Origin of the sequence: Archangium violaceum, assembly GCF_016859125.1 — a bacterium.
Taxonomy (GTDB): domain Bacteria; phylum Myxococcota; class Myxococcia; order Myxococcales; family Myxococcaceae; genus Archangium; species Archangium violaceum_A.
This window is the reverse complement of record NZ_CP069338.1, coordinates 9,628,619-9,641,227: the sequence shown is the minus strand read 5'-3', so window position 1 is coordinate 9,641,227 and position 12,609 is coordinate 9,628,619. Positions and strand designations below refer to the sequence as shown.

The following is a 12,609-nucleotide window of genomic DNA, read 5'->3' as shown; positions in this document are numbered from 1 at the left end:
CAGGACGCACGGGCGCTCGCTCCCCCGCCCGGGGATTCATTGCCACTCGGAGTGCGGATGCGAACGGTGTCTGAAACGTACCGTGAAGGAGGAACACGCATGGCCACGGCAATGACCCTGACGAGCCTGGAGGCGCGGCTAGCGAACCACTCGGTGCTGCCACTTCGAGCCACGCTCGGCTCGACGATGCTCTACCACGGCATCTCCAAGCTGAAGCCCGAGGGCCTGGAGCAGACGGCGCAATTCTTCGAGAACATCGGCATCAAGCCCGGCCGGACGTGGGCGCTCGCGACGGGCTGGACGGAGGCGGTAGCTGGCGTGCTCACCTTCCTGGGCATCGGCACCCGCGTGGCCGCCGTCTCCATCCTCGTGACGCAGGCCATGGCCATCGCGAAGGTGCACGGCCCCAAGGGCTTCAACAACCAGGCGGGTGGGTACGAGTTCAACCTGACCCTGATCGCCGGCGCACTCGGGTTGCTGCTGGGTGGACCCGGCAACCTGTCGGTCCACCACGCCGTCCAGCCCCGGGTGCGCCGCGGGGGCCTCCTGGGCCTGCTGCGTCGCCAGCGCGTCAGCCCGATCGGCCGGTTCGCCCCGCTGCTCGCGTAGCTCCGGAGGGCTCCGCCCGTGGGCCGTCACGCGACCCGGGGCGGAGCCTTCGTTGAAAGCCCCGGACTCACCCCGTCGGGAGCAGATCGCGCGGTCCCTGCCTGGCCGAGGTGTCTTCGGCCTCATCCGAGCGGCCGCGGAACAGATCGCTCACCCCGAAGAACACCTTCAGGACGACGATCGAGAGATACAGCCGGCCGCGTCGTACGCCTCGCCGGGCGACGGCCTTGATGCGGCTGGGGGTGGCCCGCTGCCGCGCCCCGATTCTCCGCACTTCGCACTCGGGCTCGGACCGCGCCTCCGGCTCATCCAGGCCGAGGTGCTCCTTCCAATACGTGCTCAGGAAGAGGTCATCCGGATCCATGAACCGCCGGAGCTGCATGAACCGCTCCCACATGGGGTATTGCGTGCGCAGATACCTGGCATCCGCGTGGGAGCCCGGCGAGGGCAGGTACTTGCCCCAGTGCAGGCGGAAGTCGATGTCCTTCTCTCGCAGCAGACACCAGAACCGTTCGAAGAACGCCTCCCGCTCCCAGCGGTCCGCGCCCGTACGGAACCAGAACACGTCCAGTCGGAGGGAATGCCTCCCGTGGCTGGGGCTCATCCAGAAGCGGCTCTTGCGCCCGGGGTAGATCTCGAAGGCATATGCGCCGGTGCGGCCCATGCCCTCCGCGTCCTTCGAGGCCTCGATGTCGTCGGACCTGGGATTGAAATACGCCTCGAGGACCGTCATCACCTTGTCGGCCTGGCCGAGGTCGATGAACAGCTCGGTGAAGTCCGTGGGCATGTGCTTGTCGGAGATCTGATCGTCCATTGGCAGCGCCCTGTGCCAGGCGTCCCGGAACGGCTTCTCCCCCTCGCGCAGGAAGAGCCTCAGGACCCTGCGCACCAGCCTCTCGGTGGACGGCGCATAGGGCAGTCCGTCATCCGCGAGGAAGTTGTAGAACGGATTGATGATGAGCCACTGGAAGACGCGAGGGACCGAGACGAAGGGCCTGCGCGTGAAGCGCTTGCGGCGGTGCAGCGGCGGCTCGTGCGCCTCCCCGTCGCGATGTGCCGACCAGAGCTCCACCTTGTCGACGCCCTTCTGGGGCCACCAGAGCAACCGGGTGTAGGTGTCCCCTCCTTCGTTCTTCTCGTAGTAGCTCTTCAACCCCACCATTCCCGCCTCGAACAGCTTGATGGCGCACTTGCCGGACGCGCTGGTGACCTGCCTGCCCACGACGTCGTAGCGAGGCTCGCACTGGAAGGTGACGGTGGAGATGATGCCCAGCAGTCCCATGGACACGCCCACGGCGTAGAGCGGATTGTTCTGCTCGTCGTTCGGGTCGTCGGGGTTGGGCGCCAGGTCGTGCACCCTGCCGGTGCCGTCGATGATGCGCAGGCCGATGACAGCCCCGCCCAGGTCGTGATGGAGGGTGCCTCCCATCGAGCCCGTCGAGAGGAAGCCGGCCACCGTCTGGTGGGAGATGCCTCCAAGGTCCGGCAGGGCCCAGCCCTTCTTGTCGAGCTGCCACAGAAGGCTGTTCTCCTTCGTCGACAGGGGATCATTCGGATCCACCCCCAGGTGGCACCCGCCCTGGACGGTGACACGCATCCGCTCCTCGTCCCATTCGATGAGCCGGTTGTACCGGTCGAGCTGCACGTTGATGTGCTGTCTCCCCCTATCGGTGTAGATGGCGCGGCGGGGCTTGCAGTGCTCGGAGCCGCGCACCCGGATCTGGACTCCCAGCGCCCGGGCCTTCTTCACGAGCAGGAGGAGCTCCTCCTCCGTCCGGGGATGTTCGAAGCGCGGATCCACGGGCGGGTGGAGGTAATCGTTCACGCGCAGCTGGAGCCGGAGGCCCAGGCTCGCGCCCACCAACAACAGGGAGGCCCCGGCGACATAGATGAGCGTCTCGCGCGTGGGCGCATCCCGCTGGATGGCGCCAATGAGGTGCACACTCTCGATGGCGAAGAACACCAGCTCCGCCACGGTGGCGAAGCCGATGATCAGCCCCAACCGGCGGAGCTGGGCGCGGGAGGACCGGAGCAGCGCCTGGATCGCCGCGAAGGTGATGATGGCGATGAGGGGCACCTCGATGAAATGGAAGGCCCAGACGCACGCGGCGCCCTCGCACGTGGTGAACGAAGTGACGAAGAACGGCTTCGGGTGCGCGAGAACCCCGCTCGCCAGGACCGACGCCGCCAGGGTGAGCCACCCGTAGAAGCGAATCTTCTTCCCTAGCGCCCGCCACTCCGCCTCCTCGACGTCTAGCGTGCCAGCGGAGGCCACCGCGCGCTCGGGCCGCATCACAAGCGGGACGGACGAGGTCTTGGATGTACGAGGGGATTCGAGGGAGGACGGTCCTTCGTCTACACGCATTCCTGGCTCCACCTGAGAAGTAGTCGAGCCCCCGCGCAGGCGGAGGCTCGAGCGCCCGAGGCATCGCGCCAGGAACCCGGCACGAACCTCAGGGCGGTTCCAAGAAAGTGGGAGTAGGCGTCGGGTAGATGTGACCGGCCTCCCAGGGCGCGGCGGCCAGGAGCCCGTCGATGTCGGGTTCCCCGGCGTGTGCCTCCTGGATCCTGGCACGCACCAGGCGGGCCACCCGGAGCTCGGGCGAGTCGAGGCCGGGCGGCAGGGGGTCGAGGTGCTCCGTCAGGAGCTGCTGTGCCTCCCTGCTCCGCCCCTGCTCCTCCAGCAGGTGGCACAGGTTGAGGACGGTCCGCAGCTCGAGACAGCGGGCACCCATCTCCCGGGCGCGCTGGAGCGAGTGGAGGAACTCACTCCTGGCCCTGGCGACGTCGCCCTGGCGCAGCAACAGCTCGCCCCGTAGCCGGTACAGCTCCGCGTCCTCGAGGTGCTGGCCCGTCCGGTGTCCCCAGGCCAGGCCCTCCGCGACCGCCTCCAGTCCCTCGGAGATCATCCCCAGCCGCAAGCGGGCATCCGCGAGCATGCAGAGGAAGTAGGGCCAGCCCGTCTCCGCATTCACCTTCCGCAGTCTGTCGAGCCCGTCCATCAACAGGGCATGGCCCTCCTCCTTCTGCCCGAGCCACACGAGCGCCCAGCCCCGTTTCACGGGCGTCCACCACTCCACGCGCAGGAGCGGATACCGCTCGAAGAGGGCATTCTCCCGATCCGTCATCTCCAGCACCCGCCGCGCGTCGAACCTCGCCTGGTAGAGGGTGCTGGCCGCATGGCAGATCAGGATGAGGGTGTAGGGATGAGCCAGCCGCTCCGCGCGCCGCAGCGCGGCGTCGATCAGCCGCTGCCCTTGCTGTTGATGGCAACGAATGGTCAGCGTCAGGGCCTCATAGGCCTGCGCCATCGCCAGCGGATCCGGCTCGAGCACCCCCAGCGCTGGTGGCTCCCGCTCCCCTCCCTCCGTCCCCCGGGCCACGGCTTCGCTGAACTGTTTCCGGGCCTCCACCACGTGTCCCTGCACGAGCTGACTCATACCCGCCATCAACCGGCCGACCACCAGGAGCTGGGGCTCGTGAACGCGTTCGCCCAGGGAGACGATCTGCTCTGCCAGCGCCAGGGCCAGCGGGAAGTTCAACCGCATCATGTTCTGGTTGAAGAGCCCCCGGCTGGCGGCGACGAGGATCGGGGTGTTCCTCACGTCATGGAAGATCCGCGTGACACGCGCGTAGATCCGCTTCACCTCGGGTGCCGAGTAGTTCCGGGCCGCGCTCAAGGCTTGTCCGAGGAGCACCAGCAGCCGGAGCTCCTCCTCGGCCCGTCGGGGCGTTTCCGGCAGGCGTCCGAGGAGCTGGAGCGCCTGCTCCAGGTGGCCCCCGGACTCCTCGAAGGCCGAGCGATGCAGCGCCAACTCCCCGGCGCGCGTCCAGAACCGGATGGCCGGTTCCAGCTCCCCGGCCTGCGTGTAGTGGTGGGCGATCAGCTCGGGAGGCGCGGTGGTGGTGCCCTGGCGCGGGTGTTCCAGAAGGCGGGCGATTTGATGGTGGTACCGCCGCCTCCGGGGTTTGAGCAGGGACTCGTAGGCCGCCTCCTGGATGAGGGCATGCCGGAACGCGTAGCCAGGCTCCGGCTCATCCCCGCTGTGCAGCAGCAGCCCCTCCTCGACCAGCTCCTCGAGATCCCTCTTCAACGTGGGGCCCTCGCGCCCCGACAGGACGGCCAGTTGCTCCAGCGTGAAGCTCCGGCCGATCACCGCCCCCATCCACGCCAGCTCCTTCTGCTCCTGCGGAAGAGGATCCAACAGGGCCGTGAGCAGCTCCTGCAAGGTGACGGGAAGCGAGCCCACCGTGGGCGCCGCGCCATCGGGCCGGGCCCGGGTGAGCACCATGCGGGTCATCTCCTCGACGAAGAGGGGGATGCCCTCCGTCTGTCTCACCAGCAACGCGAGCGTCTCGTCCGTCAGGCCGGGCCCGTGACCGGTGAGCCTGCGCACCATCTCGGTGGTCTCGTCCGCCCCGAGCCGCTCGAGCATGATCTGGAAGAAGCCGGGATGGTGGGGCCACGGGTGCCGCAGCTCGGGACGCGTGCTCGTCACCACGCACAGCTTCGTCATCTCGATGCGCTCCGCCAGGAGCGTGAGCAGCCGCAGGGTGGACGGGTCCGCCCAGTGCAGGTCCTCCATCACGAGCAGCAGCGCTCCCGAGCCACCCGCTCGCGGGAGCCTCGCGGGAAGTCTCAGCAGGAGCGAGACCAGTGTCTCCAGGGTGCGCTCGCGTTGTTGCTCGGGTGAGAGCAGCAGCGGGGGCAGTCCCTCGCGAGCGGGCAGATCCAGCAGCTGCCCGAGCAGTTGCGATTCTTCCGGCGTGGACATGTCGAACGCCTTCAGCGCCTCCTCCAGACGGGTCCACCGCGCCTCGGCCGGAGCGTCCGGATCCAACCCGAGCAGCTGCACCACCCACCCGAGCACCGGGTGGAAGGCGCTGCGGCTGAACTGGGGCCAGCACTGGCAGGACACGCAGGGCGCCCCTTCCCGGAGCGCATGCGCACACAACTCCTGGACGAGCCGGGACTTGCCGATCCCCGCCTCGCCGCGGAGCAGCACCATCACCCCACGTCCCTGGCGAGCACCCACCCACAGCGCGAGGAGCTGGCGCAGCTCGAGGGTCCGATCCACCAGCGGCGTGAGACCCCGTACCCGCGCCCGCTCGAAGCGGATCGTCTCGGGCCGCTCGCTCACCAACTGGTGGACGTTCACCGCCACCGCGCCCAGCGAGGAGTAGAAGGTCCGCGGGCCCAGCGACGTCGTGACGAAGTTCCCCCGTGCTCCCTGCCAGGTGTTGTCGCTGAGGAGCGCCGTGTCGGGTGCCGCCCGCTCCGCCAGCCATGTCGCCAGGCGGGGCGCCTCTCCCTGGATGGAGGGCGAGAGCCCCTTCGTCCCGGACGAAGGGGACATGTCCAGCACCACCAGATCCGTATGCACCCCCACATGCACCGCGAGCTCCGTCTGGGCCGCCCGCGGTAGCTCCTCCGCCAGCCGCGTCAGCGCGAGCGCGGCCCGCACCGCGTCCAGCACGTCATCCTCCCGGGCCAGCGGATAGCCGAAACACCCCAGTACCTCGTCGCCCATGCGGACCGCCACCCAGCCCCCGTACCGCTCGATGACTCGCGCGCAGGCCTGATGGAACGCCGCCTGGAGCTCACTCAGGTCCTCGGCGTCGAAGGAGCCCAGGTTCCCCGAGAACCGGCAGCACACCAGCGTCACCTGGCGGCGGTGGGGGATGAAGCGCGAGGGCGGCGCCTCGGCGGAGGGAACCAGGCTCCACTCCAGCACCCGCAGCCGCTCGTGCATCTCGAGCGCGCTCTGGAAGCGCCGCGCCGGCTCCTTGGCCAGCGCCCGTGTCAGGAAGCGGTCCACCTGCTCGGGGAGATCCGGGCGGCGCGTGCGCACCGACGCGACGGGCTCGTCCGACAGCACCCAGGCGCGGAGCTCCTTCAGGTTCCCCGAGGGCTGGGGGAGCTCTCCGGTGAGCATCTCGTACAGCAGAAGCCCGGCGGCCCAGGTGTCGGTGCGCATGTCCTGGGGCTGACCCCGCCACTGCTCCGGTGCCATGAAGGCGGGCGTCCCCGAGCGGACCAGGTCCACCCCCAGCGAGGAGGCGAGCCGCGCCAGGCCGAAGTCGAGCAGCTTCACCTTCCCGTCCGGGAGGATGAATACGTTGCTGGGTTTGAGATCCCTGTGGATGATCCCCCGCGAGTGGGCATGCGCCAGCCCGGCCGTGATGTCGCTCAGGATGCGCAGCGCGCGTTGCAGTTCCAGGGGGCCGCGCCGCACGAGGTCCTCCAGCGGCTGTCCCGACAGGCACTCCATGATGATGAAGGGAGCGCCCTTCCACTCGGAGACATCGAAGATGCGGACGATGTTCTCGTGATCCAGCTGGGCGACCAGCCGGGCCTCTTCCTGGAGCAGCCGGTCCAGCGTCTCCCGGTTGAATTCCCGGCCCGGGGAGATGAACTTGAGCGCCACGACACGCCGCAGCACCTCGTCCCGGGCCCGGACGACCAGCCCCATGCCCCCCTTGCCGAGCCTCCCGAGGATCTCGAACCGCCCGCCATCCCGCCCCCCGAGCCGCGTTCCGGGTTCAGGAGGCGAAGGGACGGGCGAGAATTCGACGATCTCCCGTAGGAAGGAGTCGCCGAAGTCCGAAGAACCCTCTCCGCTCTCGTGGCCGTCCTCGTCGCGCCGGGTCATGCTCTCCCCCAGCGGGTACGATGGAGAGAGCCCGGCGCGGATGGCATCCCCCGCCACCGTCCCGCTCGGCCGCTCGGACAAGCCCCTCCGTTTCAGGCCACGTTGGCCAGGGGAGGCTCCCCGGACTCGGAGGAGGAGGACTCCTCCTGCTTGCGTCGCGAGCCGGGCTCCGACGACAGGCGCCGCAGCGTCCCCAGCAGATCCCGTGCCGGCTCCTTCCCCCGCCGCATCGACACGAACAGCGACCCGCGCCGCCCCGCCCGCTCCAGGCACGACTCCAGCGAGTGCTTCACCAACGGATGCGGGCTGACCTCCAGGAAGGTGTCGTGCCCGTCACCCAGCAGCGTGTCCACCGCCTCGCGGAACAGCACCGGCTCGGCCAGGTTGCGCACCCAGTAGTCCGCGTCGAAGTGCCGCCCCGCGAGCCCTCCGCCCGTCACCGTGGAGATGATGGGCAGCAATTCCGGCCGCGGACGGAGTCCCTCGAGCCTGCCGCGCAGATCCTCGCGCAGCGGCTCCACCTGGGGGCAGTGCGCCGCCACCTCCGAGTCGATCCGGCGAGCTGGCACGCCCCTGCTCCTCAGCGCCACCAGCACCTGCTCCAGCACCGGCGGCTCCGCGGCCAGCACCGTCCATTCCGGGCTCGCGTGGATGACGCGCCACACCCGGCCCGTGAACTCGGGCAGCGCCTCGACGGCCCGCTCCCAGGGCAACCCCACCATCGCCATGGCCCCCTTCCCCCGGAGCATCCCGATGGTGCGGCCCTGGTGGCAGATGACCCGCATCGCCTCTTCCAGCGTCAGCACACCCGCCACGTACGCCGCCGCCACCTCGCCGATGCTGTGCCCCACCACCGCCGCCGGTTCGATCCCCCACGAGCGCCACAGCGCCGCCAGGGCGATCTCCATCGACACGATGGCCGGACAGCTCACCTCGATGTCGCCCAGGCGCGCGTTCTCCGCCGTCAGCGCCTCCATCAGCGACCAGCCCATGAACCGCTGGACGTGGACATCACAGGCCTTGAGCACCATCCCGAAGACCGTCGAGAGCTCCAGCAGGGCCCGTCCCATTCCCGTCCACTGCGAGCCCTGACCGGAAAACACGAAAACCGGCCGGCGACGCTCCAGCTCACGGCCCGTCGGCTCCTCGTGCCTCATCAGGGACTCCTTGGAGCTCCAACGCATGCTCCACTCCCCTCGCCAAGGGGTGCCCACCCGCCCTGAGAAGGCGGGTCAAAACAGCCCCACAGAATCAATTCAGCCTGGGTGGATTATTAGCCTCTTTTTCAGAGTAGGTGAAGAAAGTTTTTCCAGGAGTAATGGATTACGAGGACTTTTGATGATCTTGAGGTCGAAGTAACCCCAGGGGTTCCCCGTATGGGGCAGATTCCACACAAGTTCCCAGTTGCTCACTGGCGGTGGAAGGCGGGGAGGTCGTAAAACTACGGAACTCATGAGCCAGGTTCGTTACGAAATACTCGGTCCCCTCATCCCTGGCGAGGGCTCCCGCCCATCTCTCGCGCTGGCCCTCGAGGACGGCGCTCCACCGCGGCCCGTGGTGCTGGTGTGGGCCCCCGCCGACGTGGTGCAGGACGCGGCCATGCTGAGCCGGCTGCGGCGGGAGACGGAACGCGCCGTCGTCTTCGAGCACCCCAACATCCTGCGCGTGCACGGCCTGGTGACACTGGATGGCCGCGTCGCCCGGGTGACGGAATTCGCCGATGGAGAATCCCTGCGCCAAGTGCTGGAGGCGGGCCAACGCCTGCCGTTGCCATTCGCCGCGCTGATCGCCGCGGATGTGGCCAAGGGCGTGCACTACGCCCACGTGGCGGGCAACGATGATGGAACGCCGCTGATCCACGGAGATATCCGCCCGGAGACCGTCATGGTCTCCTTCAATGGTGTCTGCAAGCTGTCGGGGTACGGGGCGCTCGGGGTGGCGCCGCGGGAGCGCAATGGCCGCCGGGTGCGCAACCGGCGCCTGTACAGCGCCCCCGAGCAGCTCATGGGCGGCCGTGAGGCCTCCTCCGTCCTGACGGACGTGTTCCTCCTGGGCCTGTTGCTGTACGAGTGCCTCTCGGGGCGCAAGCCGTTCCAGGACTCGATCGACCAGGACAAGGCCATCCTCAACCGGCCGCTGCCGCCGCTGCCGGCCGAGGTGCCGCTGCGCTTCAACGAGGTGGTACGACGCGCCACGGCGAAGCGCTCCGGCGATCGCTACCCGAGCGCCCTCGCCTTCCGCGATGCGCTGGTGGAGGTCGCGGGCGATCTGTCCTCCTCCGCGGCGTTCGCGGAGTACCTCACGAAGGTGATCCCCGCCAACGGCGAGGCCCGGGTCGCCCGGAAGAAGATGATCGAGGAGGGCATCGCCGCGGTGGCGAGCCGCGCGGCGGCGCCCATCACCGCGTCCACGCCCATCATCCGCGGCGCCGCGCCCGCCTACACCCCCCCGCCCATCTCGGGCTCCGCGCCCACCATCACGGCGCCCATGCCCGTGATCGCGCCGGCGGCCCCTCCCGCTCCGAGTACGCCCTCCCCCGCCGGGCCCGAGGCCCCCGTCGCCGCCATTCCCCCGGTCGCGCCGCCGGGTGCCGCGCCCGCGCGTCCCCATCGCTCGGCCGTGCCGCTCGTCGTGGGTGTGGGCGCGCTGCTGCTCGTGAGCGCGGTGGGCACCGTCTGGAGCACCCGGAAGAAGGCGGATCTCTCGATCCCCGAGGACACGGGCAATGCCACCGTGAGCTTCGAGCCCCCCGTGCTGCTCGAGGCCGAGCCCCCGGATGCCGGGATGATCCAGAAGGCCACCCCCACGCCTGGCGTCGCGCGCACGATGGTCTCGCTCTCCGTGAGCCCCAGTGTGGCCGTGGCCATCGACGGCCGGGCGGCCGGCGTGTCGCCCCTGACGGTTCCGCTGACGCCCGGACGCCACCTGCTCACCTTCACCGACGAGTCGAAGGGCCTGAAGACGGCCCGGCTGATCGACGTGCGCGCCACGACGGACACGGTGTCCTTCACCATCCGCCTGGGCATGGGCTCGGTGCTGCTCCACGCGCCGTCGGGGGCCCGGGTGTCCCTGGATGGCCAGGACCTGGGGACGGCGCCGATCGCCGAGAGGACGCTGTTCGAGGGCGAGCACACCCTCCGGGTCACCCAGAAGGACGCGGTCTGGGAGAAGGCCTTCGTCCTGCAGGGAGATCAGCGCCTGGTCTTCGACGCCGACCTCGAGTCCGAGTGACTCAGGGGGACAGGGCCTGCTCGAGGTCGCGGATGAGGTCCGCCGGGGCCTCCAGTCCGATCGACAGGCGGAAGATGCCGTCTCCCGCCCAGGTCCGGTAGCGCGCCAGGAGCTCGGGCGGGAGCTGGAAGGAGGTCCGCTGCAGATCGTCCGTGGGCAGGTAGAAGACGAGGCTGTGCGGCTTGCCGAGCGAGACGGCGTACTTGATGACCTTCAGCCTGTCGGCGAGGCGACGCGCCACCGCCGGGCCGTCCTCCGCCTGGAAGGCGATCATCCCCGAGGTATTGCGCAGCTGCCCGCGCGCGAGCTCCGCCTGCGGATGTGAATCGAGCCCGGGATGGAGGACGTGGTGCACGCGCGGGTGGGACTCGAGGAACGAGGCCACTGCCCGGGCCGAGGCCTCGTGGGCGGCCATGCGTTGAGGCAGGGTGGCGAGGCTGCGGAGGATCAACCACGCGGGGAAGGGATTGAGCACGGCGCCCAGGTGGATGAGCGAGTCCTGACGCAGGGCGGCCAGGTCCGTCCGCCGCCCCACGACGACACCTCCCAGCACGTCACCGTGGCCCCCGATGTACTTGGTCAACGAGTGGATGACGAAGTCGGCGCCGAGGGCGAGCGGCTGCAGGCCCATGGGTGTCGCGAGCGTCGAGTCCACGGCGAGGCGCGCCCCGGCGCCGTGCGCGAGGGAGGCCACCGCCGCCACGTCGGTGAGCTTCAGGATGGGGTTGCACGGCGTCTCGATGTAGACGAGCCGCGTGTTCGGCCGCAGGGCGGCGCGCACCTGGTCGAGGTCCGAGGTATCGACGAGGCTCACCTCCACGCCGAAGCGCCGCAGCTTCCCGCGGACGAACTCCGCCGCGCCCGCGTAGCAGATGTCACTGATGACGAGGTGGTCTCCGGGCGCGAGCAGGTGCAGCAGGAGCCCGGTGATGGCGGCCATTCCGCTGGCGAAGCAGAGGGCATCCTCTCCGCCCTCGAGCTCGGCCAGACGCCGCTCCAGGGTGCGCACGGTGGGAGTCGACCAACGCGCGTAGAAGTAGGGCGACTCCTCCTGCATGTCCTCGGCGGAGAACCCCACCCCCTCGGGGTGGGCGCGGAAGGTGGTGGAGAGCACCAGGGGCGTGTTGAGCGGAGCCCCCTCCTCGTCATCGGCATCGGCCTGCACGAGCCGGGTCCGCACGTCCCATTCTGAAGCCACCGGTCACCTCGTTCGTTGGAGCGCCCCGGTGAGGGTGCATGCGCGACACGGCTCTGTCCACGGGCTTCGTGGCCACGCCACTAATAGCCGGACACATCCGCGTCGTCGGAGGGGAACTTCAGGGTGACGATGGGCCCGCCTCCGCCTCCGCCTCCGCCGCACTCGTCCGAATCCGAGGGGTACTTCTTGGACACGGTGCCGGTGCCGCCCGCCACCTGTTCGAGCTCCTGCGTCTCCAGCAAACGCGCGAAGAAGGGCTTCTTTCCCTTCCTCGACTCCGAGTCCTTCGCGTTCTTCTTCATGTCGGATCTCCTGTCGGTCCTTGGGATGCACGAGCCACCGCATCGCTCGGGGGGGCGGCGCTCCAGTGACTCGATAGGACCGAGTCCGCACGGGCCAGATGTGACGACCCACGTTTCGCGGGCGCGCTCCCCTGCCCGCCCACCACGGAAAGAACCAGGAAGATCAAGGGCTTCCCCCGGGCGGCCCGGGTGCGGACAAAATACGGAAGCAACCTTTCGGGACGCACCGCGATAATCGCGGGAGAGGCAGGGTCCGAGCCTCCGCAGCCCACCCTCATCTGGAGCATCTGGAGACTGTCATGTCCGTGAGCCACGCCGCGAATGACGCCACGCATGCGGCGTTGAAGCATTCCACCGGCTTCTCCCCGGAGGAGAAGAAACTGCTGTCCGGTCTCTCGGGAGCCGATCGGGCGAGGGCCGAGGCCCAGCTCTCGCTCCAGAAGCAGCAGGAGACCGTCGCCTTCATCTCCAAGGTCCTGAAGAACGACACGACGATGCAGGTGCTCAACAACATGAAGTAGCCAGCCCTGCTGACGGAACGAGCGCCAGCTCGAGCGCGATGGCCTCGAACGGTTCGGGTTGGCATGTGGTCGGGCTGGACGCGGGCCGCGGTACA

At 69.2% G+C, this 12,609-nt stretch carries 8 protein-coding genes; 3 read left to right on the top strand and 5 right to left on the bottom strand.

Translation table 11 applies throughout. The features are described 5' to 3' along the window. Window positions 1-99: 99 nt before the first annotated feature. Complete coding sequence (locus tag JQX13_RS40715; protein ID WP_239014156.1) at window positions 100-609, top strand: DoxX family protein; 510 nt, start codon at window positions 100-102, stop codon at window positions 607-609. Window positions 610-676: 67 nt separating this feature from the next. Here JQX13_RS40715 and JQX13_RS40710 read toward each other — a convergent pair whose 3' ends face one another. From JQX13_RS40710 to JQX13_RS40700, 3 genes are all read right to left on the bottom strand, one after another. Beyond that, entirely contained in the window at window positions 677-2,974 is a 2,298-nt protein-coding gene (locus tag JQX13_RS40710) for an FAD-binding protein (RefSeq protein WP_203404789.1), read from the bottom strand. Between the two features lie 88 nt (window positions 2,975-3,062). Next, window positions 3,063-7,343, bottom strand: coding sequence for a protein kinase domain-containing protein (locus JQX13_RS40705; protein WP_203404788.1), 4,281 nt, complete (start codon window positions 7,341-7,343; stop codon window positions 3,063-3,065). Window positions 7,344-7,354: 11 nt separating this feature from the next. Beyond that, window positions 7,355-8,446 carry an acyltransferase domain-containing protein gene (locus JQX13_RS40700; RefSeq protein WP_203404787.1) on the bottom strand — a complete coding sequence of 364 codons (1,092 nt, stop codon included), beginning with the start codon at window positions 8,444-8,446 and terminating at the stop codon, window positions 7,355-7,357. Between the two features lie 268 nt (window positions 8,447-8,714). Between JQX13_RS40700 and JQX13_RS40695 the strand changes: the two genes are divergently transcribed. After that, window positions 8,715-10,493, top strand: coding sequence for a serine/threonine-protein kinase (locus JQX13_RS40695; protein ID WP_203404786.1), 1,779 nt, complete (start codon window positions 8,715-8,717; stop codon window positions 10,491-10,493). Window position 10,494: 1 nt separating this feature from the next. On the opposite strand, the gene JQX13_RS40690 is transcribed toward JQX13_RS40695, so the two are convergent. Both JQX13_RS40690 and JQX13_RS40685 read right to left on the bottom strand, forming a co-directional pair. Beyond that, entirely contained in the window at window positions 10,495-11,691 is a 1,197-nt protein-coding gene (locus tag JQX13_RS40690) for a trans-sulfuration enzyme family protein (protein WP_203404785.1), read from the bottom strand. 80 nt (window positions 11,692-11,771) lie between these two features. Then, a complete protein-coding gene (locus tag JQX13_RS40685; RefSeq protein WP_203404784.1) occupies window positions 11,772-11,993 on the bottom strand; it encodes a microviridin/marinostatin family tricyclic proteinase inhibitor in 222 nt (73 codons plus the stop codon). 299 nt (window positions 11,994-12,292) lie between these two features. On the opposite strand from JQX13_RS40685, the gene JQX13_RS40680 reads away from it, so the two are divergent. Then, on the top strand, window positions 12,293-12,514 hold the full coding sequence (locus JQX13_RS40680) for a hypothetical protein (protein ID WP_203404783.1): 222 nt from the start codon (window positions 12,293-12,295) through the stop codon (window positions 12,512-12,514). Window positions 12,515-12,609 lie beyond the last annotated feature (95 nt).

Excerpts from the sequence above, each read along its gene's own strand:
- JQX13_RS40715 (WP_239014156.1), top strand. The coding sequence starts at position 100 with ATGGCCACGGCAATGACCCTGACGAGCCTGGAGGCGCGGCTAGCGAAC.
- JQX13_RS40710 (WP_203404789.1), bottom strand. The coding sequence starts at position 2,974 with ATGCGTGTAGACGAAGGACCGTCCTCCCTCGAATCCCCTCGTACATCC.
- JQX13_RS40700 (WP_203404787.1), bottom strand. The coding sequence starts at position 8,446 with ATGCGTTGGAGCTCCAAGGAGTCCCTGATGAGGCACGAGGAGCCGACG.
- JQX13_RS40695 (WP_203404786.1), top strand. The coding sequence starts at position 8,715 with ATGAGCCAGGTTCGTTACGAAATACTCGGTCCCCTCATCCCTGGCGAG.
- JQX13_RS40685 (WP_203404784.1), bottom strand. The coding sequence starts at position 11,993 with ATGAAGAAGAACGCGAAGGACTCGGAGTCGAGGAAGGGAAAGAAGCCC.
- JQX13_RS40680 (WP_203404783.1), top strand. The coding sequence starts at position 12,293 with ATGTCCGTGAGCCACGCCGCGAATGACGCCACGCATGCGGCGTTGAAG.